The sequence below is a fragment of the Sulfurospirillum arsenophilum NBRC 109478 genome, from assembly GCF_000813345.1.
Classification (GTDB): Bacteria; Campylobacterota; Campylobacteria; order Campylobacterales; family Sulfurospirillaceae; genus Sulfurospirillum; species Sulfurospirillum arsenophilum.
Window position 1 is genome coordinate 280,284 of the sequence record NZ_BBQF01000001.1, and the last position, 24,701, is coordinate 304,984.

At 39.3% G+C, this 24,701-nt stretch carries 26 protein-coding genes; 18 read left to right on the forward strand and 8 right to left on the reverse strand.

Features of this window, described 5'->3' with window-relative positions:
• Positions 1-42 precede the first annotated feature (42 nt).
• Genes SAR02S_RS01435 through SAR02S_RS01465 form a run of 7 tightly spaced genes read left to right on the forward strand, consistent with a single transcriptional unit; the run spans position 43 to position 9,408 of the window.
• Entirely contained in the window at positions 43-2,844 is a 2,802-nt protein-coding gene (locus SAR02S_RS01435) for an EAL domain-containing protein (RefSeq protein WP_041956227.1), read from the forward strand.
• Positions 2,845-2,889: 45 nt separating this feature from the next.
• Positions 2,890-5,175 carry a thiosulfate reductase PhsA gene (gene phsA, locus SAR02S_RS01440; protein ID WP_041956228.1) on the forward strand — a complete coding sequence of 762 codons (2,286 nt, stop codon included), beginning with the start codon at positions 2,890-2,892 and terminating at the stop codon, positions 5,173-5,175.
• 9 nt (positions 5,176-5,184) lie between these two features.
• Positions 5,185-5,751 carry a 4Fe-4S dicluster domain-containing protein gene (locus tag SAR02S_RS01445; RefSeq protein WP_041956230.1) on the forward strand — a complete coding sequence of 189 codons (567 nt, stop codon included), beginning with the start codon at positions 5,185-5,187 and terminating at the stop codon, positions 5,749-5,751.
• Positions 5,748-6,716: an NrfD/PsrC family molybdoenzyme membrane anchor subunit gene (gene nrfD / locus SAR02S_RS01450; RefSeq protein ID WP_041956232.1), complete on the forward strand. Its 969-nt coding sequence runs from the start codon at positions 5,748-5,750 to the stop codon at positions 6,714-6,716. The genes SAR02S_RS01445 and nrfD overlap by 4 nt, the downstream gene beginning before the upstream one ends.
• A gap of 10 nt (positions 6,717-6,726) precedes the next feature.
• Positions 6,727-7,395: a response regulator transcription factor gene (locus SAR02S_RS01455; protein ID WP_041956234.1), complete on the forward strand. Its 669-nt coding sequence runs from the start codon at positions 6,727-6,729 to the stop codon at positions 7,393-7,395.
• On the forward strand, positions 7,382-8,563 hold the full coding sequence (locus tag SAR02S_RS01460; RefSeq protein WP_041956237.1) for a sensor histidine kinase: 1,182 nt from the start codon (positions 7,382-7,384) through the stop codon (positions 8,561-8,563). Before SAR02S_RS01455 ends, SAR02S_RS01460 begins: the two co-directional genes overlap by 14 nt.
• The gene (locus tag SAR02S_RS01465; protein ID WP_041956239.1) at positions 8,560-9,408 is read left to right on the forward strand and encodes a cache domain-containing protein; all 849 of its coding nucleotides are present in this window, start codon (positions 8,560-8,562) and stop codon (positions 9,406-9,408) included. Before SAR02S_RS01460 ends, SAR02S_RS01465 begins: the two co-directional genes overlap by 4 nt.
• Here the strand turns inward: SAR02S_RS01465 and SAR02S_RS01470 are convergent.
• The gene (locus SAR02S_RS01470) at positions 9,398-10,666 is read right to left on the reverse strand and encodes a coproporphyrinogen III oxidase family protein (protein WP_041956241.1); all 1,269 of its coding nucleotides are present in this window, start codon (positions 10,664-10,666) and stop codon (positions 9,398-9,400) included. The genes SAR02S_RS01465 and SAR02S_RS01470 overlap by 11 nt on opposite strands.
• A 361-nt stretch (positions 10,667-11,027) precedes the next feature.
• Between SAR02S_RS01470 and SAR02S_RS01475 the strand changes: the two genes are divergently transcribed.
• The 7 genes from SAR02S_RS01475 (at position 11,028) to xseA (ending at position 16,919) form a co-directional block, all read left to right on the forward strand.
• Positions 11,028-11,582 (forward strand): hypothetical protein, encoded by a 555-nt coding sequence (locus tag SAR02S_RS01475; protein WP_052433494.1) that lies wholly within the window; start codon positions 11,028-11,030, stop codon positions 11,580-11,582.
• Positions 11,583-11,607: 25 nt separating this feature from the next.
• The gene (locus tag SAR02S_RS01480) at positions 11,608-12,072 is read left to right on the forward strand and encodes a hypothetical protein (protein ID WP_052433495.1); all 465 of its coding nucleotides are present in this window, start codon (positions 11,608-11,610) and stop codon (positions 12,070-12,072) included.
• A gap of 109 nt (positions 12,073-12,181) precedes the next feature.
• Positions 12,182-13,099: a manganese-dependent inorganic pyrophosphatase gene (locus SAR02S_RS01485; RefSeq protein ID WP_041956243.1), complete on the forward strand. Its 918-nt coding sequence runs from the start codon at positions 12,182-12,184 to the stop codon at positions 13,097-13,099.
• A 10-nt stretch (positions 13,100-13,109) separates the two neighbouring features.
• Positions 13,110-13,889, forward strand: coding sequence for a hypothetical protein (locus SAR02S_RS01490; protein WP_041956245.1), 780 nt, complete (start codon positions 13,110-13,112; stop codon positions 13,887-13,889).
• Between the two features lie 129 nt (positions 13,890-14,018).
• On the forward strand, positions 14,019-14,789 hold the full coding sequence (gene traT / locus SAR02S_RS01495) for a complement resistance protein TraT (protein ID WP_041956248.1): 771 nt from the start codon (positions 14,019-14,021) through the stop codon (positions 14,787-14,789).
• Between the two features lie 148 nt (positions 14,790-14,937).
• Positions 14,938-15,657, forward strand: coding sequence for a bifunctional demethylmenaquinone methyltransferase/2-methoxy-6-polyprenyl-1,4-benzoquinol methylase UbiE (gene ubiE, locus SAR02S_RS01500; RefSeq protein WP_269746278.1), 720 nt, complete (start codon positions 14,938-14,940; stop codon positions 15,655-15,657).
• Positions 15,657-16,919 carry an exodeoxyribonuclease VII large subunit gene (gene xseA, locus SAR02S_RS01505; RefSeq protein ID WP_041956249.1) on the forward strand — a complete coding sequence of 421 codons (1,263 nt, stop codon included), beginning with the start codon at positions 15,657-15,659 and terminating at the stop codon, positions 16,917-16,919. The genes ubiE and xseA overlap by 1 nt, the downstream gene beginning before the upstream one ends.
• A gap of 290 nt (positions 16,920-17,209) precedes the next feature.
• Here xseA and SAR02S_RS13330 read toward each other — a convergent pair whose 3' ends face one another.
• Positions 17,210-17,869, reverse strand: coding sequence for a cytochrome c biogenesis CcdA family protein (locus SAR02S_RS13330; protein ID WP_232293987.1), 660 nt, complete (start codon positions 17,867-17,869; stop codon positions 17,210-17,212).
• On the opposite strand from SAR02S_RS13330, the gene SAR02S_RS13530 reads away from it, so the two are divergent.
• The gene (locus tag SAR02S_RS13530) at positions 17,784-17,969 is read left to right on the forward strand and encodes a hypothetical protein (RefSeq protein ID WP_232293991.1); all 186 of its coding nucleotides are present in this window, start codon (positions 17,784-17,786) and stop codon (positions 17,967-17,969) included. The genes SAR02S_RS13330 and SAR02S_RS13530 overlap by 86 nt on opposite strands.
• Here SAR02S_RS13530 and SAR02S_RS01515 read toward each other — a convergent pair.
• The 5 genes from SAR02S_RS01515 to SAR02S_RS01535 form a co-directional block, all read right to left on the reverse strand.
• Positions 17,947-18,345: an arsenate reductase ArsC gene (locus SAR02S_RS01515; RefSeq protein ID WP_041956251.1), complete on the reverse strand. Its 399-nt coding sequence runs from the start codon at positions 18,343-18,345 to the stop codon at positions 17,947-17,949. The genes SAR02S_RS13530 and SAR02S_RS01515 overlap by 23 nt on opposite strands.
• Positions 18,342-20,201: an arsenical pump-driving ATPase gene (gene arsA, locus SAR02S_RS01520; RefSeq protein ID WP_439645565.1), complete on the reverse strand. Its 1,860-nt coding sequence runs from the start codon at positions 20,199-20,201 to the stop codon at positions 18,342-18,344. The genes SAR02S_RS01515 and arsA overlap by 4 nt, the downstream gene beginning before the upstream one ends.
• Positions 20,107-20,472 (reverse strand): arsenite efflux transporter metallochaperone ArsD, encoded by a 366-nt coding sequence (arsD, locus tag SAR02S_RS01525; RefSeq protein WP_041956255.1) that lies wholly within the window; start codon positions 20,470-20,472, stop codon positions 20,107-20,109. Before arsD ends, arsA begins: the two co-directional genes overlap by 95 nt.
• A 157-nt stretch (positions 20,473-20,629) precedes the next feature.
• Positions 20,630-21,880, reverse strand: a complete 1,251-nt coding sequence (locus SAR02S_RS01530; protein WP_041956258.1) for an arsenic transporter — start codon at positions 21,878-21,880, stop codon at positions 20,630-20,632.
• Entirely contained in the window at positions 21,877-22,191 is a 315-nt protein-coding gene (locus tag SAR02S_RS01535) for an ArsR/SmtB family transcription factor (RefSeq protein WP_041956260.1), read from the reverse strand. The genes SAR02S_RS01530 and SAR02S_RS01535 overlap by 4 nt, the downstream gene beginning before the upstream one ends.
• Positions 22,192-22,353: 162 nt before the next feature.
• On the opposite strand from SAR02S_RS01535, the gene SAR02S_RS01540 reads away from it, so the two are divergent.
• Positions 22,354-23,001, forward strand: a complete 648-nt coding sequence (locus SAR02S_RS01540; protein WP_041956262.1) for a Crp/Fnr family transcriptional regulator — start codon at positions 22,354-22,356, stop codon at positions 22,999-23,001.
• Positions 23,002-23,080: 79 nt separating this feature from the next.
• Positions 23,081-23,419, forward strand: coding sequence for a c-type cytochrome (locus tag SAR02S_RS01545; protein ID WP_041956265.1), 339 nt, complete (start codon positions 23,081-23,083; stop codon positions 23,417-23,419).
• Positions 23,420-23,459: 40 nt separating this feature from the next.
• On the opposite strand, the gene SAR02S_RS01550 is transcribed toward SAR02S_RS01545, so the two are convergent.
• On the reverse strand, positions 23,460-23,885 hold the full coding sequence (locus tag SAR02S_RS01550) for an arsenate reductase ArsC (RefSeq protein WP_041956267.1): 426 nt from the start codon (positions 23,883-23,885) through the stop codon (positions 23,460-23,462).
• 320 nt (positions 23,886-24,205) lie between these two features.
• On the opposite strand from SAR02S_RS01550, the gene SAR02S_RS01555 reads away from it, so the two are divergent.
• Positions 24,206-24,691 carry an arsenate reductase (azurin) small subunit gene (locus SAR02S_RS01555; RefSeq protein WP_041956269.1) on the forward strand — a complete coding sequence of 162 codons (486 nt, stop codon included), beginning with the start codon at positions 24,206-24,208 and terminating at the stop codon, positions 24,689-24,691.
• Positions 24,692-24,701: the final 10 nt, after the last annotated feature.

A 24,701-nucleotide genomic window follows, 5' to 3' on the forward strand; every position in this document is an offset into this window, starting at 1 on the left:
TAGATACGGTTACATGTAATATTTAAAAAATAAGGCAACACAGTGAAGTTGATTAACTATAGCTACGAAACTCTTGAAGCATTAGAACACTTTGCCAAAACCTATTTTAGACCTAATGATCATCTGCTAATTCAAATCTTTTGTGGCAGTTTTGATAAACTAAAAATTACAGAAATTCTTCATTTTCTCAAACAAACTTTTCCTAAAAGCATAATCATTGGTGCAAGTACAGCAGGTGAAATTAAATCGGGGCGCATTAAAACAGGTACGATTCAAATTAGCTTTTGCCGTCTTGAAAAAAGTGTTGCAAAAGTTTATTATTTTCAAGATGTAAACTTTGAAAGTGGACAAAAAGCAGCTGAGAGCATTTTAGAAAAAGAGACAAAAGTCTGCATCGCTTTAGCACATCCTTTCGCAAAAGACGATAGTGAAAACTTCATTGAAGGGTTCAATAGCATAAGAGCCGACATGCCTCTTGCAGGGGGTAATGCTGCCGATGAATTTTTATTTGAGAGTGCCTTTATTATTTGTGAAAATAAGATTTTGGATCAAGGTATTGTGATCGCAACACTCAGTGGAAAAACGTTACATGTAAACAATGGTTATTCGCTGGGATGGACTCAAATTGGTAAAGAACTGAGCGTTACAAAGGTCAATAAAGGAACCATTTACGAGATCGATCATCAACCGATTCAAGAGGTTTATCAACACTATTTAGGAAAAGATGTGGTTCAAAATCTTCCTAGCAGTGCGGTGGAATTTCCTTTTGTTAAAGTATGTGATGAAATTGAGGTGTGCCGCTCCCTCATTGGCGTCAATGAAGATGGTTCGCTCATCTTCTCAGGCTATCTGAATGAAGGAGAAAAAGTACGTTTTGCTATTGGTAATGTCGAAGAGATTATGGACAGAGCGGTTGCTATACAAGAACAGATCAATGAAAAACCCGTTGAAGCTATTTTTATCTATTCGTGCAGTGTTCGTAAACGCTTTTTACAAAAACAGCTGAACTATGAATTTGGGTTGTTACAACAAATTGCCCCAACAGCAGGCTTTTTTACCTACGGTGAGTTTTTTCACTCAGAACATAAAAATCAACTGCTCAATGTGACAACTACGGTGCTAGCTTTGAGTGAATCTGACTATATTATCTCTCATACACTGGGCGAAAAACCCGAAGTGAACTGCTCGACACTGAAGTCTTTAACCCATTTAGTAAACACGACCCAATATGAACTTGATGTCAATATAAACTTTTTAAATCAGTATAAAATGATATTAGATCAAAGTGCTATTGTGTCCAAAATGGATATAAAAGGCAACATAATTTATGTTAATGATGCTTTTTGCAGGGTGACGGGGTTAAGCAAAGAAGAGATTATAGGAAGTAAGCACAGTAGATTTCGCCACCCAAATTCGGAAGTATCTCTTTATCGAGATTTATGGAATAGCTTGCAAAGAAAAGAGATTTGGAGTGGAGTGCTTCACTGTATAAATCCTAAAGAGGAAATTTATTACATTAAAAGTACAGTCATGCCTTTTTTAGACGAGAAAGGCAATATCGTTGAGTATATTACCAGTAGCATCGATATTACCGATTTGGTTTTAAAAGAGCAACTCATCGAACAGCATTTTAAAGATGAACTGACAGGTTTTGGAAATCGTGAAGCGCTCTTTCATAGACTTCGCACGGATACAGGTCAAAAACTTTTAGTACTGCTCAATCTGGTAGGATTCTCGGAGATCAATGACTATTTGGGTTATGATGTTGGGGATGATCTTTTAAAACAGATCGCTGATTTTTTAATGCAAACCTTTGATAACCATTCGGATGTCATTTTTCGTATTAACGGTGATGAGTTTGCAGTCTTATTGGCTGAACGCGATCAAAAAATGTTTCACAATTTACGTGACAAGATTAAACGTATGATCCGTAGTCTAGAAAACAAAGTCTTTACCATCAAAGGCTATGAAGTGGTTGTGAGACTTAATGTGGGTGTTGCAGAAGGGATGACGGATGAGATTTATATGCAGTCCCATGTCGCTCTTAAGGAGGCAAAAACACATAATCAAGCCTTCATGTTTTATGACAGTAACGAAGCCCTCAAAGTCAAAACGAAACAAAATATTCAAGTCATTCAAAAAATTAGATCTGCGATTGAAAATGACCGTATTGTGCCGTTTTTTCAAGGTATTTATGACAATAAACTGCATAAAATTACCAAGTATGAAGTCCTGATGCGTTTGCAAGAAGAGGATGGAAATTACCTAACGCCGTATCACTTTTTAGATCAAGCGAAAAAGACACGGTTGTATGAAAAACTCACGAAGATTATGATTCATAAGTCGTTTGAATATCTCAAAGATTTTAGTGTGGACTTTTCGATTAACCTTACCAAAGGCGATATTCTCTCCTCGTCAGTCAAAGAGTGTTTGTATGAAAATATGAAAAAATATAAATGTGCCCATCGCGTTATTTTTGAGATTGTTGAGTCTGAGGGTATTGAAAATTTTAGTGAGATTACGTCGTTTATTCATGAGGTAAAACAGTTAGGGTGTCGTATTGCCATTGATGACTTTGGCACAGGTTATTCCAACTTTGCGTATTTGGTGAAATTAGAGGTAGATATTATCAAAATTGATGGTTCACTGATTAAAGACATTGATACCAATGAAACGAGTGCTATGACAGTCGAAACTATCATCTCCTTTGCGAAAAAAATGGGCTATAGTATTGTGGCTGAATTTGTGGATCGCATGAGTGTTCAAGAAAAACTCCAGAGTTTACATGTAGACTTTTCACAAGGGTATCTCTTTAGTAAACCAAGTCCTATCATTTCACTTTAAAGCCAAATTATCATACAATAGTACTAAACTAGACAAGGCTAAGGCATGGCATATTTCCAAGCGCGAAGAGACTTTTTAAAGGTAGTAACAACCGGTGCATCCGCCACTGTTTTGATACCTGGAAGTTTAGGTGCATTAGGAAATGTGGCGCTTAAGGGAGAAGATAAATTTATCCGTTCCATCTGTGAAATGTGCAGTAGCCGTTGTCCTATGGAAGCACGTGTCATCAATGGCAAAACAGTCCTGCTTCAAGGAAACGCCTTTGCAAAAGAGATGGGAACCTCTTTATGCGCTAGAGGTGTTGCAGGAGCTTCTCAACTTTACGATACGCAAAGACTCGTTGTTCCACTCATTCGTGCGGGAAAGCGCGGTGAAAACAAGTGGCGTGAAGCGAGCTGGGATGAAGCACTGAGTTTGATTTCCACAAAACTTTCTGCACTGAAAGAGCGTTATGGCGCTCGCAGTGTCCTTTTTTCCGCTAAAACAGGCGAACAGTACGATCTGTTGCGCTCATTTGCTTCGGCATTTGGCTCGCCGAATGTCTTTTCGCACTGGAGCTCCTGTCCCATAGCCATTGAGAGTGCTTTTGAACATACGTTTGGCGAGAAACTGCACCGTGATTTTGAAAATGCCACTTACATTCTTAACTTTGGTCATAACCTCTTTGAAGGCTTAGACATTCCTCTTACCAAAGCCATGGCACATTTTTCAGCCAATCCCTCCAAAAAATTGGTGGTACTTGACCCTCGTTTTTCAGTGATTGCTTCCAAAGCCAATGAATGGCATCCGATTAAAGCGGGTTCTGATTTGGCGTTTGTGCTTGCTCTTTTACATGTATGGATTAGAGATGGCAAATACGATAAAAAATTTATAGAACAGTACACCATTGGTTTTGATAAATTGGTAGATTCGGTGAAGGAGACAACCCCACAGTGGCAACAGTCTCTTACAGGAATTGATGCTAAAGTGGTTGAGCGCATCGCTGCAGAAATTTACGAAGCTGCTCCTAGGTGTATTATTGACTGGGGGCATAAAGCAACCACGACCAAAGCAGAGTATCAACGAACGCGCGCTATTTTGATGGCCAATATTTTGATGGGCAATGTGGAAAAAGAGGGTGGCATCTATTTTGCTAAAACAGCCGAGCGCATCAACACACTTGCAAAAGAGATGATTGTGCCAGAACTGAATGATCCTTATCCTAGACCGCGCATTCATGAGCCTCGAATGGATGGTGCAGGGGAAGGGGGAAAACATCGTTTTGTTTCTCGTTCACACGGTGTTTTGACAGCAATTCCAGAAGCGATTCTTTCACAAACCCCTTATGAAATAAAAGGATGGTTTTTAACCCGTCACAATCCGCTCATTACGGTTGCTCATCCGCAAAAGATGAAAGAGGCGATGGATCAGTTAGAGTTTATCGTGGTCAATGATATTTATCTCTCTGATACCGCCATGATGGCTGATGTCGTTTTGCCAGAATCCACGTATCTGGAGCGCGATGAGGGCATTAGTAAAAGTGCGTTTAAAACACCTAGTTATGCGATGCGTAACCGTATCGTAGAACCAATGCATCAAAACAGAAGCCTTATAGAAATCATCCGCGATCTTGCAGAACGAATGGGATTTGGAAGTCATTATGCGTGGAAAAATATCCCTGAACTACGCGCTTATCAAGCCAAAGGCAATGCGGAGCTTTTACAAACACTGCTGATGCGTGGTGTTGCTTCGTTTGATGTGCCCCCTCTGTTAGCATTGCAATCCTCTTCAGTGGAGAGCTTTTGTGAGCGCTACCCCAAAAGCAGTGGTTGGAGAGATTCACAAGGGCTCTTTAGTCATTTTTTAAATCATCTTAAAACGCCCTCAGGCAAGATCGAAATGTATTGTGATGAGGTTGAGCGGGCTTTTAGTGGGTATGGTGTGCCAAGAGCGGTGGATATGGATGTGACACAAGGGTTTGCTTATGTCCTCACCAGTGGCAAGAGTGCCGTGCATACCAATGGACACACTCAGAATGTGCCTTATCTTCATATGCTCCTATCTGATAATCCGATCTGGATGAACCCACTGACTGCTAAAGCGCATGGGCTTAAGCAGGGGGATACTTTTTACCTTCAAAACGATATTTCTAAAGAGAAGGCAACGGTATTTATTACAGAGGGCATTCGCCCTGACACGCTTTTTGCTTATATGGGATTTGGACGCGATACCCCACAGCTCAAGCGAACACACGGTAAAGGAACAAATGCTTCAAAACTTCTTTCTTTAGAAAGTGCCACACTTTGTGGGGCGATGATCACCAATGTTGGTGTCAATATCATCAAGGCATAGGACGAAAAGATGGAAAAACAGTACCGACTGCTTTACGATGAAAACCTCTGCATTGGATGCCAAGCCTGCAATGTTGCGTGTCGTGTTGAAAACAGTGTGCCAGATGATGTCTATAGGTTGCAAGTACATCTTCAAACCAAAGGCGAATTCCCCAATCTTGGAATGAATTTCGAGCGACTCTCGTGTATGATGTGCGAAAATCCTCCGTGTGTGAGTGTTTGCCCTACCAATGCTTCGTTTCAGAGTAAAGATGGTTTGGTGCATATTGATGAGCGCGCTTGCATTACATGTAAATACTGCATCCTCGCCTGTCCCTACCATGCACGCTTTATTAATCCCCTTAAAAACGTGGTGGAGAAGTGTGATTTTTGCTATGAAACACGTGTTTCCAAAGAGCTAAGCCCAGCGTGTGTCAGCATCTGTCCGACCGATGCGCTGAGTTTTGGCGATATGCGGCAAAAAAATTCTTTCGTGCATCAAAAATCGAACAAAGAGGTTTTAGTCTTTCCTAAAGCGCATCTTGGAACGAAGCCCAAAGTGGCGTTTATTCCCAACCGAAAAGGGGCTAAGTCATGAGTCCTATGTGGGGAAGTGTGGAGCAGTACAGTACGATTCACTGGTCATGGGCGATTGCGATCTATCTTTTTTTAGCAGGACTGAGTTCAGGGTCTATCATCGTTGCGTTACTTGTAAAATGGAATCGCCATGAGCGCAGTAACTCGTCCATCTGGGATGCAATGATTAAAGCAGGATCCGTTGTCGCTCCTAGCGCAATCTTTTTGGGACTGCTTTTGTTGGTGGTTGATTTGGGTCGTCCTCTTTCATTTTACTGGTTATTGATTCGTTATAACATCACTTCAGTCATGAGTTTGGGAGTACTTTTTTTGCTCATTTACACACCTATTGTAGTAGTTTTTATGTTGCTGGTGTTTGAGCGTAGTGTTATTAAACATCCCATTTTAGCTCCTTTGGAAGGGTTGATTAACCTTGTTAAGAGTTTTCATTCGTATGCGAAAATCATTGAGTATTTTCTTTTTATAGCAGCGCTGTGTGTGGGCTCTTATACGGGCTTTTTACTTTCGGTTTTGTATGCCATTCCTTTGTGGAACAGCCCACTTCTGCCTATTTTATTTTTAACCTCAAGTCTCTCTTCAGGCGTTGCGGTAAATATCCTTATCGGATTACTGTTTTTTAAAAGTACCATCAATACGGAGAGTATTAAATACCTTTTAGTGTTGGACACCAGAGTTATTTTAACGGAATTACCTCTTTTAGGCCTTTTTTTTATCGGGCTATTTTATGCCGGTGGCGATGCTCCTAGTGCTGCAAAGGCGGCGCTTACGGAGGGCTTTTGGGCGGGTATTTTTTGGTTAGGTGTCATCGGTGTGGGATTAGGGCTTCCTCTTGTGACGGTTATTGTAGCCTTGCGCAGTCATGTGTACCGCGTGGGTTACATTGTAATTAACTCGATGGTCGTCATTTTAGGCGTATTGATGCTACGTTACTACATCATTTACGCGGGACAAATTTATCTTGGTTAAGGAAAAAGGCATGAAGATTTTACTCTTAGAAGATGACTACAATTACAACGAGAGCATTAAGGAGTATTTAGAGCTCTTAGGGTATGAAGTCGATGCTTTTTTTGATGGAGAGAGTGCGTTGGATGCCATTATGCAGAAGTGTTATTATCTTTTTTTACTCGATGTCAAAGTGCCAAAATTAAGTGGACACGAGCTGATAAAATACATTAAAGAAGCCAATATTACCACACCAATTATCATCATGACGTCGTTGGTAGATATTGATAACATCGAAATTGGGTATCAACTTGGGTGCAATGACTACCTCAAAAAGCCTTTTGAGTTAAAAGAGCTGGAACTTCGGGTCAAAGAGTTGATTAAAAAACATTATCAAACGAGCACGGATGGAGAGTTTCGTCTTAGTTGTGGTTTTGTGTTTAACTTTGAAACAGGTGAGCTGAAAAATGAGGATAAGAGTGTTTCTCTAACCTCCAAAGAGCTTGATATGGTGCGCTTTTTGATTCGCAGAAAAAATACGTTTTGCGACATTGAGTTGATTCGTGAAAATGTGTGGGAAGGTAAGGAGATCAGTTACGCGGATATTCGTATGTACATCAGGAAAATTAGGCTCAAAGTGGATAATGAGGAGTTTATTAAATCTTCTCGTGGTTTAGGATACCGCATCGATGTTATCTCTTAATCCTTTTCGCTCGGTCTTAGCCTATACCCTCATCGTAATGGCACTCTTTTGTGTTCCCAGTTATTTTGCGATTCAAAGCACGATCATGGAAGAAAAATACAAAGCAACCCAAGAAATTTTAGAGTGGGTAGATGCTCATGAGAAGAGCATTTTTGAAAAAGAGCACTTTGCGATACCCCGCAGTGTACGTTTTCATATCAATATTTACGATGCAACGCATCAGCTTTGTTATCAAGGTATTCAAGAATCTTTGAGTGATCTTAATTTTAAAGTACGCGTGATTTATCCTTTTTTGTACTACCAAAAAAAAATTCAACACGAGAATGAGCTTTTATACCTTGTGGTTGAGTTACAACTCAACTACGCCAAAATTATTTTTATTACCACCGTGCTCTTTTTTAGTGTACTTTTTTTGGTGTATCTGATGAGCAATATTTTTATTCATTCAAGTATCTACCCTTATCAAAAGATGCAGCGTTATATGAATGACTTTTTTAATGACTCCATGCATGAACTTAAAACACCTCTGGGTGTCATCAACATTAACGTTGAATTACTTTCAAGTTATGTGACCTCCACAAAACATCTTCAGCGCATCAAGGCAGCTACCAAACAGATGCAGATGACGTATGAAGATGTGGAATACTACATCAAACATAAAAAAGTGACCTATAATAAAGAAAGAATGAATCTCTCAGATTATTTAAATCAACGCATCGCTTTTTTTGAAGATATAGCCGTTTCCAAATCAATGACATTAGAGCACAGTGTAGCGCCTGATATGATGATCTATATGAGTAAAGTGGAACTACAGCGCATCATCGACAATACGCTTTCAAACGCTATAAAATACTCCTTTTTTCAGGGCAAAGTGGAGATAAAACTTCTGCCAAAAGATGAGGAGCATTGTGTGCTGAGCTTTCAGGATTATGGGCAAGGCATTAAAGATCTCTACAAAGTGTTTCAACGCTTTGAACGCGAAGATTCGGTACAAGGTGGGTTTGGTTTGGGTCTTAATATCGTGCAGAATATTTGCAATAAAAATGACATTGACATCAACATTGAGTCGTATGAAAACAGAGGTTCGTGCTTTACGTATATCTTTAAACTTGATAAAAAGAAGCTCTTAGACAGCGTAGATAATGAAGTGATAAAGGGTGAAAAATGAAAGAAAAAAGGTTTTTTCTCAGTGCGGCAATAATGCTTTTTTTGGGGCTCATTATGCTCTTCTTGTACAATAAATCCATTTCGTATGAAGAGGAAGAGACGCTTAAAAAGCAGATGGATGCTCTGCTGTTAACCTTGCACAATAAAATTGAAGAGACGACCAAAGTCTCTTTGGCGAGTTCAGTGATTTTGGCGAAAAGCCCACATGTGGTTGCGTGTTTAAGTCAGCAAGAAAGAGAACACTGTTTGCCGTACCTGCTTGAAATTAGGAACAGTATGGCACAAGCCAATATCTTTGAAAACGCACGCTTACACCTGCATACCAAAGATTTTAAAAGTTTTATGCGCTTATGGGATTACAACAATCAAACCAATGATGATCTTAGCACTTTCCGCCATGCGCTAGAAAAGATTAAACAGAGTAGGCAGCCGACATATGGCATTGAGATTGGAAGACATGGTATGTTCATGCGCGCTATTGCACCAGTATTCGCAAAAAGTGATTATATTGGAACGATTGAAACCGTGGTGGACTTTAAAGATCTTAATGACTACTTTAAAAAAGATGGCATTGAGCTTTATGTCCTGATGAAAAATGAATACCTTCCTATCGCCAATGCTGCAAGTTATCATCAAAAATTAATGCTTGATAATTACACCATTGTAAATCAAGAAGTCAATGGTCTTGGTTTTATTAAAGAGATCAATTTTCAAGGTACGGGGTATCTTAAACGAGGGGATTATTACGTATTGTACACCCCCATTATAGATATCAATGGAGAGCATGTTGGCTTTTTTGTGCTCACATGGAGTGAGAGCCTCTCCTTAGCGTCGTTTAAAGGGTAAGGTTCTTTCTTGCATCATTGCGGATGCGATCCATGCCCATGTAAAACTCTTTCATCATCACTAAAAAGAGGTAGTCACCAAACTCCGTCGTGGTGATACTCTCTTTATGCTCTTTGATGGCTTTTGCAAATTTAAGTAACATGAGCTCTTTGCCCAGTGCGTCATTAATGTTCTCGCCAAACATGGTGGCAAATTTTTTCTTAGAAAGCTTACCGTTGAAAAGATCGACCATCAAACGATAATATATCTGTGAGTTGGCAGGGAATGTACGCTCTTTCGTGACCGCAGAGCGTTTTTCTTGTATGAGTGATGCGTATTGATCGAGTGCAAATTCATTGAGATAGAGTGTGTCTTTTAGAAAACTAAAGGAGCCTGAACCTACACCGACATACTCTTCATTGTCGATGATGTATTCATCAATGATCAGATCGCTCTCTTTTGAAAAAGACCAGCCATGACGTGAAGGATAATTCTCTTTGAGAGACTCTTTAATGATGCCGAAAAAGTTGAACTCATTTTCAAGACTGAATTCACCCAATGTTTTTTTGACACTGTTTTTAACCAAAGAGGAAGTCATCAGTGGATAGACACTGGTTTGTTCTGGTCGGAGTTTTTTAAGGGTATCAAGATCGCGTCTTAACCCTTCTTTAGTTTGAGTAGGGAAATTGAAGATGAGATCCACGCTGGTGATGGGCAAGATCCCCAGCATAGAACTAATCTTCTCGTACACCTCTTCACCTGAGCCAAACTTTTCATAACGACCCAATTTTTTCAAAAGAGCATCATCAAAAGTTTGTACACCTACAGAGAGGCGATCGACTAAGCCACGCAGACGTGTTACGGTCTCTTTTTGGATATGGTTAGGGTCACTTTCGCACGAAACATGCTCGATGGAAAAAAGTTTTTTGACAAACTCTATAGTCTCAATCAGCTCTTCTTCATCAATCAAAGGTGTTCCACCACCAATTACCAAATAGTTAAAATCATACCCCAACTCTTTTACATGTAAAATCTCATCACGTAAATGGAGGTAGTATTTTGTAGCAGCTTCTTTGGTGTAGGTAAATTTGTTAAAGGAGCAGTATGGGCAAAACATCGTACAAAAAGGAACATGAATATACAAGAGATACTTTTTCGCTTCAGGAGGAGGAGGTAACCCCAAAGAGGGTTTTTCTACATGTAAATATCGCTTTGTGTATTGGCTCATAAAATAGCTTGTTGCATTCGTGATAATTTTTGACTGACGGGATTGCATCATAATTCTTAATCCTTATTTATATTTTATAATTAAATAAAATAAAAAATTATAGTGATTCTATGTGACATTAGGTATGACATTTGTTATACCTAATGTATATTGGCATACAAAAAGATGATTTCATCTGTAGCTATCGTATGATGATGGATTCTCATTGTGCTACTCCTTAACAAACTTTCAAAGGCATTATAGGCTTATGAGCGTAATTTTTATGTAAACAAATGGTTACAACGATAACACTACTCAAAGCTAAGCAGGAATAGTACATGTAAAAAAGGAGAGAATAAGGGGAGAGTCATGTTCACTATAAGTTCACTTTTTTGACTATAATACGCTTTTACGATTAAGATGGAGAACTATAATGAAATTACAAAAACTTATTTTAACTTTGCTAAGTACTTTAATCCTCTGTTCATCAGTACTCATCGCATCTGAATTTGATTGGATAGTCAGTCTAAATGTACGATCCAATGAGGATCCTTATAGTTACAGGTACGGTTTGGCAGATCGTTTTGGGTACAGAGAGCCTGAAGTGATGGTGATTTTAACGAGTGTGTATGCACCAGCAGATGCGTATATGATTTTTCGTCTTGCCGAGTTATCGGGGCGAACACCAGAGTATATTTTAAGAGTTTACCGTGAACGAAGGCATCATGGTTGGGGTGACATAGCCTATAATTTAGGTGTTAGACTTGATTCAAATGAGTACATAGAACTTCGAGAAAGACATGATTTGCACTATGCTCCAAGATACAATGGACACTATGAAGATCGTCGTGAAATGCCTGTTCGCAAAGTGTATGTCGAGCCACGATATTATGAGATAAGAGAACCTGAACGTCATGATCGAAGAGATCATGATCGTCATGATGATAGAGATGACGATCGCAGAGACGATGGACATTATAGACGCTAGAAATGAATAGAAAAAAGGAGTAACAATGAAATTAAAGAGTCTTTTATTAACAACAGCAAGTTTTGTACTCTTGAGTGGATCAGCACTTATGGCAGCTGATTTTGATTGGATGGTCAATCTAAATCTAAGATCAGATTCTGATCCTCACGCTTATAGATCAGGACTTGCTTCACGTTTTGGAACCCCTGAGTCACAACTAAGCATTATTCTTAAAAGCGTAGGAGCACCTGCTGATGCATATATGGTGCTTCGACTTTCAGAATTATCGGGACGTTCACATGAAGATGTGCTCAGATACTATCAAGCCAACAAACATAAAGGCTGGGGAGTCATAGCAAAAGATCTTGGTGTAAAACCTGGCTCAAGTGAGTTTAAAGCACTTAAAGGAGGTCATGATATGCGCGATTTTGATGATAGCCGCGACGATAGGCGTGATGACCGAGACAGAGATCAAGATCACGGTAAAGAACATGGAAAAGGCAAACATTAAGCCTAATACACTTTTTAAGCTTGTCTTTAAATGAGAAGCTTTATTTTTTAACTCTTTTAAAATTTTATGCAAATCGGTTATAATTACCTAAAAACTAAAGGAATTTTCCATGAAAACGTATGCTTGTGGACATATTAATCCCGATTCGGATTCTGTCGTATCAGCGATCTCTCTTTCATATCTCAAAACACAATTAGGAGAGCCGTGTATTCCTGCACGTCAAGGTGAGTTAAGCCCTGAGACAGAATTTATTTTAAAGACATTTGGGTTTGAAAAACCACTTCTCAAAAATGATTTTTCAGGCGATAATCTTTACATTACCGACTATTCTGATCTTGCACAAGCGCCACACAACCTTAAAGAAACCACTATTTTAGGCATTGTCGATCATCATAAACTCGGTGACATTACAACGAGTACACCTCTTGAGTGCTGGATCAGACCTGTTGGATGTACCAATACGATTGTCAAAGAGATGTTTGATCATTACAAGATTGATATTCCTAAAGATATCGCAGGTGCGATGATGATGGCCATTTTAAGTGACACTGTACTTTTCAAATCACCAACTTGCACCAAAGTGGATACAAAAGCGGTTAAAGAATTAGCAAAAATTGCTGGTATTGAAGATTTTAAAGCCTTGGGTATGGAGATGTTTTTAGTCAAATCAGCAGTCGTTGGTGCAAGCCCACGTACGCTTTTGCTTCGTGATTACAAAGACTTTGAAATGGGTGGCAAAAAAATTGGTATTGGTCAGCTTGAAGTGGTTGATTTGAAAGTCTTTGATGGTATGAAAGAGGCTCTGTTTGCCGATATGAAAGCCTACAAAGAAGAGGGTGGTCGTCATACTGTGATGCTTCTTTTAACGGACATCATGATCGAAGGCTCACAATTTTTAGTGGTGAGTGATGATGAAAGCATTATTGAAAAAGCGTTCAACCAAAAACTTACCAACCACGAGATGTGGGTGGATGGCGTATTGAGCCGTAAAAAACAGGTCATTCCTGTTATGGAAAAGCAGTTTTAAAAGTGCATGTGTGAAAAAGTGCACGATTAAACGACGTTATCTTATTCAAAATCCTAAGGAAGTGGTGAAGTCTATTCTCACCACTTTCCCTTCTTATAAAAAAAACCTTCAACAACTTTTCGTCGAAAATCATCCTGATGCCTCGGATCGACTGGCTGTTTTAGGGACACGTTTTCACACTCTTAACGAACTTGATGCATTTGAAAATGACTTAGGTTCTTTTTTATGTGCCGATGTGAGTGGTGATAAACGCTATAAAAACCGTTACCTCTCTTTATTTGGACTGCCTCAAAACTACGATTTTTCACTCCTAGATGTTTATAAAAAGTGCGATAAAATTGGTGTGCGTGCATTTGATTTTGACTTTGCCTCTGGTATGAGTACCCAAAAAGTACTCAAAGTACTTTTGTACCGTGAGATGCAATTTTTAGAACATGCAGTAGAATTACTTTTAGACGATGATGCCAAAGCACCTAAAACTCTCTGCAAGATTGCCGAAAATATACGCTATATTTTGAGCATTGGACGTGGTGTTTTTGATGATAGGATGGCAGAGCGTTTGATACGTGAATTTGAATCGTTACTGAGCGAAGATAGAGAGATACTTCTTAAATTTGTACAGCATCAAGCCTATACAACGTTACTTTTAGATATGCGTTTTTTTCTACGGGAACAGAGCGGTTTTTATCTTTTAAAAAAAAGTGAAATGCCACTCCTGTTTTTTGTAAAGAAGCACCTCAAAAAAGAGGAGTTTCGGATCGCTAAAAGGCTTAAAAAGGCGCTTTATTAACACTTCGTTTTAATTTCTGGGATATAATTTGAAAGGTAAAGTTCTTGCAAAAATAAATTTTACAAGAACTCTAATAATTTAGGATAATGCGGTACAATATCGCACCTATTTTTTAAATAAGGATAAAGAATGAAAAAAACATTACATGTAGGTTTGGCTTTAAGCGCTGTTCTTGTTTTAATGACAGGCTGTGCGACAAGTGAACTTCAAACGAGTGCTCGTATGACACAGAGCGTTTTTATTAACCCTGTGGCTAAAGAAAAACGAACCATTTTTGTTTCAACTAAAAATACCAGTGGTGCGCCTATTAACTTGGAAAATCGTATGATTCAAGCGCTTTATGCTAAAGGCTATACCATTGTAGATGACCCTGAAAAAGCAACGTATGTGCTTATGACAAACATCTTGTTCTGTAACAAAAAAAGCGAAAACAATGTCGTTGGTGGTGCTGTGATGGGTGGTGCTGCGGGTGCTATTGCAAATTCAGGTAGTAACGGTAAAAGTATGGCACTTGCAGGACTTGGCGGAGCGGTTGTCGGTGGTCTTATTGGAAAAGCAACCGAAGATACGATTTTCCAAATGCAAGTGGACATTGTGATTCGTGAAAAAGCAAAAGGCAAAGTTATGGCATCTACGGGTAACGTAGGTGGACAAGCAGGCATTAGAGATGGCCAAAAAGCAGGTACGATGAATAGCTTTGGTGGACCAATCCGCGATGCTGATGCCAGCGGAAAAATGTATAGCAATACATACTCTTCAAGCTCACAATCGTATGAGAGTGATTTTATAGAGCATAGAACTATGATGTTTGCAGAAGCCACGAAAATGGATCTAACACTGTATGAAGCAACACCTATTTTAGAAGATAAAATCGCACAACAAGTCGCAGGATTGTTTTAATATTTGACACGCTTTTCAAGTGAAGCTTGGAAAGCTACGTTACACTAGATACTAAAGCTTGCCTCTTACGAGGCAGAATAGTTTGGTACTATGAAATACTCGAGTCTGCCAATCAATTTGGCAATATATTTTACATGTAGGAATTGTTTTGGAGAATAACGACAAGAAGCAGCAAAAAATTGTTCAGATGTTTAATGAAATCGCAGGCACATACGACACAGCAAATCGTGTTTTAAGCATGGGTATTGACATTCAGTGGCGCAAAACAGCGTGTGATGAAACCTTTGCACGCTATGCCAAACCGATAGATCTTATCGTAGATGTGGCATGTGGTACAGGCGATATGATGGGATATTGGGCAAAACAGGCCAAAAAAGCAGGTCGAAGTATCGGAAAAATTTTGGGTGTTGATCCTTCCGTTGGAATGACCGATGTCGGCAAACAAAAATTTCCCGAATTTGAGTTTCTCATCTCCGAAGCAACAGAAATTCCTCTTCCTAATGAACGTGTTGATATTTTAAGTATTAGTTATGGTATCCGCAATGTTGTTAGACGTCAAGAAGCTTTTAGTGAGTTTGCACGTGTTCTCAAAACGGGTGGATATGTTGTTATTTTAGAATTTACCAAAGATGAGAAAAAAGGCTTTTTCTTTGCCCTCAAAGATTTTTATCTCACTAAAGTTTTACCAATTTTGGGTGGTATTATCTCTAAAAATAAAGCAGCCTATGAGTATCTGCCAAACTCCATTGAAGGTTTCTTAACGCCTTCCATGCTTCAAAAAGAGCTTGATATTGCTGGTTTTGAAACGGAATTTGTCAAAAGCTTTTCGATGGATATTTCTACTTTGGTCATTGCTAAAAAACGCTAATGAGCCAAACTCTTAGTGTCTCAAGTTTAAACAACCAAATCAAGTCATTACTGGAAACCACCTTTTTACATGTAAGTGTGGAAGGTGAGGTTTCTAGACCTACGTATCACAGCTCTGGTCACCTCTATTTTACCCTCAAAGATGCCGACTCTTCTATCTCTTGTGTGATGTTTAAAGGCAATACTAAAACCTTAAAATTTCAAGTAGAAGAGGGAATGGCCGTTGTGGTTCACGGTTCTATCTCGGTTTTTTCACCACGTGGAACATACCAAATCAACTGCACCATGATGGAACCTTCCGGCAGTGGCGCATTAGCCAAAGCCTATGAACAGCTCAAAGCCAAACTAGGAGCTAAAGGTTACTTTGAAGCAGAACGTAAAAAGTCATTACCTCGTTTTGTGAACCATATTGCATTGGTGACTTCAGGCACGGGAGCGGCACTTCAAGATATGCTTCGCGTGGCAACAAAGCGTTGGCCGTTGGTGAAGATCACACTGCTTGATACACTCGTTCAAGGCGAGGGTGCAAAGTTCTCTATTGCAACGAATATTGCACGTGCGGATTCACTTGGAGCAGACGTAATTATCGTCGGACGAGGTGGCGGAAGTGTAGAAGATTTGTGGGCATTTAATGAAGAGATAGTAGCCGATTCGATCTTTACATGTAAAACACCGATTGTCTCCGCGGTAGGTCATGAAATAGATTATGTTATCAGTGATTTTGTAGCAGATCTTAGAGCGCCAACACCTTCGGCGGCTATGGAGATGATACTTCCTGATAGTGCTGAGATGTTGCAACGCATTGATGGCATGATGGAACGTTATACCCTTGTTTTTGGACGAATTTTACGCTCAAAAGGGGAGTCTCTTGAGCATTTAAAGCGTCTTTTTGCCAAACGCTCCATTGATGAGAAACTCTCTTTGTGGAAAAATGAGATTGGCATCTTGCAGAGTCAATACAACGATAAAATAGCACTTTTATACCGAGAAAAATCCCGTCAGACCAGCCTTCTCAAAGAACAGATTATCTTTCAAACCAGACAAAATTTGGCTAAAAAAGAGCAACTTCTCTCTTCATACACCATTGCACTAAATTCCAAAGAACCGACACGTGAACAAAAAGAGTGTTATGCTCAGATCGTGAAAGAAGGCAAAAAAATTGCTCTTGAAAAGATCGCTGAGGGTGATATTTTTGAGCTTCAAACACCACATACGATTTTGAAGGCTAAGGCATTAGAAAAAAAAGTCCCCACGAAGGAGTAAGAGATGCGTTTACTTGCTGTACTGATTTTAACTATTCTTTCATTGTTTGCTGACGTTTCACCTCGTGTGGTGGATGTTCCAACACGCAGTAGTGTGAGTGAGCGTCTTTTAGTCCTTGCTCCAGAAGCTCCAAAAGCGGTCGTTGTTTTATTTGCAGGTGGACACGGAGGACTTCAACTCTCACGTGAGGGAAAATTCGGTTGGGGAGAGGGTAATTTTTTGATACGCACCCGTGAGCTTTTTGCACAAGCGGGATTGATGGTGGTGATTGTCGATGCACCATCAGATCGTCAAAGTGAACCCTTTCTCAATGGCTTTAGACAAACCGAAGAACATGTGCAAGATATAGGTGCTGTTGTTGCATGGATCAAAACACAAACGGCTGCACCTATTTGGTTCGTTGGAACGAGTCGAGGTACACAATCGGTTGCGTACATTGCAACTGTAAATCCAAGCGACGTTCCTGCCACCAAAAGCAACATGCCATGTCCTAGGGCAAATGCCAACACAAGTGCGTACGAATAAACCCAGCCACTCTGAGAGGCAATGGTGATGATAGCAACCAACGGCGCAGAGGCACACGGCGTACTCACCAGTCCAAATATAAGCCCGATGATCACCGCACCCAAAAGTTTAAATCTCAAAAATTTTCGTGCCACTTTGTCTTTATCGAAACCTTGAATCCATCCAAGAGCATAGGCAACCACTGTAAATGTTGCAAGAGCAGCGAGTAGATACGCCCAAAAAGGCGCCAAAGAGAGCATCATGCCCATCTTGGAGACAAGTAACATCAACAGTGAAAAGCTAATGACCAAACCTAATACAAAAAGCAGTGAGTATTGATAAATAAAAACTTTTTTTTGCTTGGCATTGAGATCCTTTGAAAGCCCCAAAGCACTACCTGCAAGCAGAGGCAAGGTGATGATGGAACAAGGAGCAAGCGAAGTCAAAAGACCAATGCCAAACGAAGCAACAATCGCCCATGCCCCAAACTGCGAAGTCATTTCAATGAGCATCTGCTCCAAATTCATGAGAGTTTTTCTGCAATAATCGGCAAGAGTTCCGCTTCAATCGCTTTACATGTAAGAATAAACGCGCCATAATCTTTACCGTCAGGATCAGAAAATCCTACATGGATTTTAGGAATAGGCTTAGGAAACATCGGGCAGGTTTCATTGGCATGATCACACACGGTCACCACCAAATCAAAGTCAAGATTGATGACTTCATCCAATGCTTTAGAGTGATACGAATCTTTCCAAATACCCTCTTCTTCTAAAACTCTTTTCGCATAAGCGTTCACTTTACCACTCGCACGTACACCCGCACTGTAAGCCTCAATGCCTTCTAATTTGGCATTAACCAAAGCCTCTGCGATGATGCTTCGGCAACTGTTTCCTGTGCATAAAATCAATACTTTTTTCATTTTTCACCTTTACATGTAAGATTAATATTTTCGATGGATGCATTTTCAAGCCATGGTAATGCTACAACGTTACCTTGACTAATCTTCTTTACTTTTTCAAGCCATTGATACTCCGCAGTAGCTCTTGCTATCAACAGGGGATTTTGAGTATTGGTCATGGATAAACACTGATTAACCACCCACCATTTATTGTGAATGCCTGCTCTGCTTAAGTCTTCACGCAATCTTTCTGCTTCAAAAACAGGTGTTGCTTCAGGCAATGTCACAATAATCACTTCGGTTTGCCCCACATCACGAAGTCGTGGCAAGAGTCTTTGCACACTCAGTGGTGTTTCCCCTTTAGTTCGTTGAACCTCTTTATGGTAACTTTGCGTCGAATCAAGCAGTAAAAGTGTATGTCCCGTGGGTGCAGTATCGATGATGACCACTTCATTTTGCGCTTTATCGACTATCTCAGCAAAGGCTCTAAACACAGCAATTTCTTGGGTACAAGGAGAGCGTAAATCTTCTTCAACATACGCCACATCTTCTTCATTCATGCGCTCTCTTGCTTTACTGAGGACTTCATTTTGATAATTTAACAACTCTTGTTTTTCATCTATCTTGCTCAATGTTATTAACGGCGCACCTTCGATGCTGTACTTAAGATGATCGGCTGGGTCGGTGGAGGTCAGATGTACTTTAAGACCTTTTTGAGAAAGCGCTAAAGCAATACTTGCGGCAATGGTCGTTTTACCCACGCCCCCTTTTCCCATCGTAAAGATGACTTTTTTACCTGTTTGATAAATATCCTCAATCAAAACATCTAAGCCTTGCAATCCAAGAGGTTTAGCATAAGAAGCTGTTTGGACATAATCATCACCTTTAAAAAAAGCTCGGATATTCTCAAGCCCTAAGATATTGTAAGAACGCAGTGGAATCAAGAAAATTCCTAGTTTTCCCAACCCATCAGGCATTGTTGTAAGAGCATTTTGTTGTTTATCTAATAATTTTTGAGACACTTCATCACTGGCTGCACTCAGCACTCCATTGATAATTAAAATCTGGTTATTAATGCCTAAATCACTGAGTTCAATGCTTGATCTCTCTGCTTCCAGTAAGGGTGTTGTCTCGGGTCTTGAAACCAAAACAAGTGTTGTTTTAGTTTTATCTGCAAGATTTAAAACCGCTTCTTTATAGATATTTTTTTTATCTTCAAGCCCCGATAATTGTCCTAAACATGACGCGCCATGGGTACTTTCACTGATGAAATCACTCCATGCTGAAGGTAACTGTAACATACGAAGCGTATGCCCAGTTGGAGCTGTATCAAAAATAATATGGTCATATAACAGTTGGGTTTTTGCATCGGTTATAAAGTTGGAAAATTGATCAAAGGCTGCAATTTCAACCGTACAAGAACCTGATAACTGCTCTTCCATATTTTCAATCACACTTTGTGGCAACTTCCCACGGTAAGGTGCGACAACCGATTCTCGGTACTGCCTTGCGGCTGCTTCTGGATTGAGATTTGCCACCATCAACCCTGTTACACCTGCAATCGCTACACCTTTGCCGTCAAGTTCTGTATTAAAAACATCTTGTAAATTAGACGCAGGATCGGTGCTAATTAAGAGAACTTTTTTACCACTATCTGCTAAAGAAACCGCTACGGCACATGCAGTGGAGGTTTTGCCAACACCACCTTTTCCTGTGAAAAAAAGGTATTTGGTAAGAAGTAGCTTTTCTAGTCCAAATGTTTCATACGTAACAGCTTTCATATTAACAACACCCTTTCGGCCCACAACATGAACTGTTTGCTTTCCATGGTGATTCGCTTGCCATTTTGACTTCCAACCATTGTGATAACTCTTCATTGGTAGGATACGCTTTTGTTTTCACCACTTCACCATCTAAAAGTGTGGCAGGTAAAATATCCACTCCATCTTTTTGGAGAAGCGCATTGATTGTTTTATTGCTCACAAAATCTTGTGGCTCGGTAGAGAGTCCATGTCGTTTAATCACAATGCCTTTTTCTTTAAGGGCATTAATAGTTGTTGCTATTCTCATCAATTCGGGATCAATGGAAGGTCCACATACGCCTGTCGAACAACACATCGCTGGATCAAATATCTCTAATTTTTTCATCATAATCTCCTCATTAAATTTAATACTATCAATCTTTACATGTAACGATAGAAGTGTAGCATAAATTTATCTTTATATCAAGATATATTGATATGTATTTCTACTATAACCCATGAAAAATTTAATTCTCATGGGTTATAGTTTGTCCGCGTTATCTTTATAAACTGAGCAATACCAAAAGTAATATTGGAGGTGTGACTAAAAGTCCAAATTTTGAGTATTCTACAAAAGTGATTTTTACCCCTTTTTGTGCCAAAACATGCAACCATAAAAGCGTTGCCAACGAGCCAAATGGCGTCATTTTTGGTCCGAGGTTACACCCGATGATATTTGCATACGCTAAAGCTTGATTGGGAATATCTTGCAATGCAATGTCCATAATCATAACCGTAGGCATATTGTTCATGACCGCGCTGAGGGCTGCTGCAATAAAACCTGTGCCCACAATAGCGATAGTATCACCTCTTGTGTTTAAGTCTTGAAGAATAAGCGTAAGATAATCGGTTAATCCTGCATTTTTAAGCCCATACACTACGATATAAAGTCCTATACTAAACCATACCACTTGCCATGGAGCCGTAGTAATAATTTTTTTAGGGTGCACAACTTTAAATGCGTTGGCAATGACCAAGAATAAAAGCCCACCTCCTAGTGCAAATACCGAAATGGGGAGATGGTATAAATCACCCACAAAATAACTTGCTAAAAGAAGTGCTAAAAATAACCATGCAATGTAAAAAAGTGGCTTACTCTTGAGAGCATCATCAGGATTTTTCAGTAAAGAGATATCCACTTGCGCCACAATATCTTTGCGAAGAAAAAACCATAAAACAATAATCGAAATAAGTGTACTTGCAATATATGGTACAAACATTACACTAAGGTACTTTGTAAATCCGATATGAAAATAGTTTGCCGTGACGATGTTTGTGAGATTTGAAAAGACAAACGGCAGTGACGCCGAATCGCTGATAAATCCACCTGCAAGTAAAAAAGCAATTATCGCTTTAGCACCCAGTTTTAAAATGCGCATTTGTGCCAATAAAATAGGTGTTAATATAAGTGCTGCCCCATCGTTGGCAAACAGTGCCGAGATGAAAGAGCCTAAAAGAATAGAATAGACAAACATCAAATGTCCATTACCACCAGAGAGTTTTGCCATTTGTATCGCACACCACTCAAAAAAGCCGATCTCATCAAGCACCATGGAGAGAATAATAATCCCGATAAATGCCAAGGTTGCATCCCAAACGATGCTGGTTACCACCAGCACATCCGCGAAACTCACAACACCCACTACCAAGGCAATGACAGCGCCTAAAACAGCAGTCGTGCCGATTTGTAAACCTTTGGGTTGCCAGATGACAAACACCAACGTGACTAAAAAAATAAGAGCTGCTAAAATCATGATACACCTTTACATGTAGAACTATTTTGTGGTAGGTTTAGTTCAAGATAACTGATCTCCTCCAAGCACGCCAAACGAAAACGATCCATCGGTGAGCGAATGGCATAATACGCCCATTTCCCACGCCGATCTACTTTTAAAAATCCCGCATCTTTGAGAATTTTGAGGTGTCTTGAGATACGTGATTGAATCATATTGAGCGAACTTTCAATATCGCATACACATACCTCGCCATTGTGTGAGATAAACGCTAAAATTTGAACCCGTGTTTCATCATTGAGCGCCCCAACGGTTTTTAAAAAAACATCCATAATGTCGCCTTTATTATTACGGTATATTATAAATTATTGTAAAGAGTGTAACATAATATTTCTTTTATATCAAGATATATTGATATATTATTTCATTGATAAACGGGTATTTATTGTGTTATGTTACAATACACTTCAATCCATTTTATTCAAGGTAATTCCATGAAACGATTCTCTTTTTTTGAAAAATTATCCCGCGCAAACCAAGAACTTTTACAGAGTCACTCCACGCGCGTACGCATTCCTAAAGGAACGATTTTGTTTGAGCAAGGTGACCAGTGTAAAGAGATACTTTTTTTAATAGAAGGTTCCATTCGTGTCTATCGTAGGCATGAATCGGGACAAGAGATTACCTTATACTATTTAAAACCGCTTGAGCAATGTAATGTCAACACCAACAGTGCTTTTAGCGGACTTCCTGCTGTTGGAACGGCTGTGAGTGAAAGTGAATTGGCAGGACTCATGATTCCTGCCCATATTTGCCATCAGATCTACATTCAAGAACAAGCGTATCAAAATTATGTTTTTAGTCTTTTTACAGAGCGTTTGGAAGGCTTAGTAGCATTGGTAGAAGATGTTCGCTTTAAGCGCTTAGATGAAAGACTGCTCGAGTGGTTTCAAAAATCCAAAGAAAAAACCATTACTGTTACCCATGAGCAACTCGCTTCTCACCTAGGAACCTCAAGAGAAGTAATTAGTCGTCTTTTAAAAACATTTGAAAAAGAGGGTATTGTTGCTTTAAGTCGAGGTAAAATCACCTATTTACATGAAAAAGAAAAATCTGGTTTGTTAAAATGGTTTTCTTTTTAATGTGATGAATATCACAGACAAAACTTTCCTCTTTTGACACAATACTCCTTATAAATCTTATCGTTTAAAGGAGTACGCAATGAAACAAAATCTACTTTTACAAGTAACAACACTCTGTCTTTTTGGTGCAAGCCTAGCATTTGGAGGCGATGTCATACAAGGTGAAAAATTATTTAAAAATCCTACATTGGGTGGCAGCACCAATGAACAATCGTGTTTTTCGTGCCATGCGAATGGAGCTTTATTTAAAGAAGGGCTTTTTAGCCGAAAAGAACACATTCTGATGGGAGCAAAATTTAATAGTGTTGCTGAAATTGTCAATATGTGCATTGAAAAGCCTCTAGCAGGCAAAGCAATAGCAACGAATGGCAAAGAGATGGAAGATATTCTCTCTTATATGAAAACCATTGCGAAATAAACCATCGTGTGAGAGGAACTCTTCTCACACAATTTCATATTCATTTTTTTAGGGTCTCAATAAACGCTAAAACCGCTTCTTTAATCTCTTCTTTGACGGCTCTGGTTTGCGCTACATTCTCTTCATGTGTACCCGTAAAACCACTAGGGTCTTTAAAACTCCAATGAATACGACTCGTTTGACCAGGGAAAATAGGACATCGTTGGCTATTGCCCTCATCACACACCGTAATCACATAATGAAATAAGTTTCCTTTTTTAAACAAGTCAAACACCGATTGCGTTGTCTTCCCTGTTATATCAATACCCTCTTCTTTGAGAACTTCAACGGCTAAAGGATTTAAAACACCAGGCTCTAAACCTGCACTTTGAACACTAAATGCCTCTCCACCGTATTTTCTAAGAAGCTCTTCTGCTATTTGACTTCGTGCACTGTTGTGAATACAAACAAATAAAACTTTTACCATGAATACTCCTTTTTAATAAGTTAGTCTAACCACATGTGTAACAGAGAACTAACTTTATACAAGATGATTTACAAAATGGTTACAAACCTTTTTAATGTGTAAAAATGTAACTTAAATGTTACACGATGCGATGACGAAAAATTTTACTCTTACACTATACAAAACGCTATACACGCATCATGACATCTAGCAACTCTATTTAGAAGCTTCAAAATAGTTTCACTATAACAAATATTTATAATTTAAGTTTTGCTTTTTAGATTTTATTTATAAAAATCGCTATAACCTAAAAAGGACAACACCCCCATAAGGAGAAACATATGGTGAACGTAGAAGAGAAACATACTCGAAGAGAATTTCTAAAATTCTCTGCTTTAGGTCTTAGCGCTGTAGCTGCTGTACCCTCGCTCGTTGCAGGCGAAACACACTCTACCATGTCTGTGTATGAAGGTTACAAAAAGAGTAGAGTTGGTTCTCTTGCTCAACTCAAAAAAGCAGGTGAAATCGACTTTTCTTATCCTGATGGAAACGCTTTGTGTAAAGCGGTGTATGTAAATAATGAAGTCAAAGCGTACAGCATTATCTGCACCCATAAAGGCTGTCCAACCGTTTACAACAAAGAGAAAGCACTGTTTGAGTGTCCCTGTCACTTTACAAAATATGACGCAAAAAAAGATGGACAAATGGTCATCGGTCATGCGACAGGCAGACTGCCACGTGTCCTTTTAGAGATCAGTGGCGATGACATCTTTGCCATTGGCGTCGATGGGCTCATCTTTGGTCGCATCAACAATAACGTAGGTTAAGGAGAAAAAC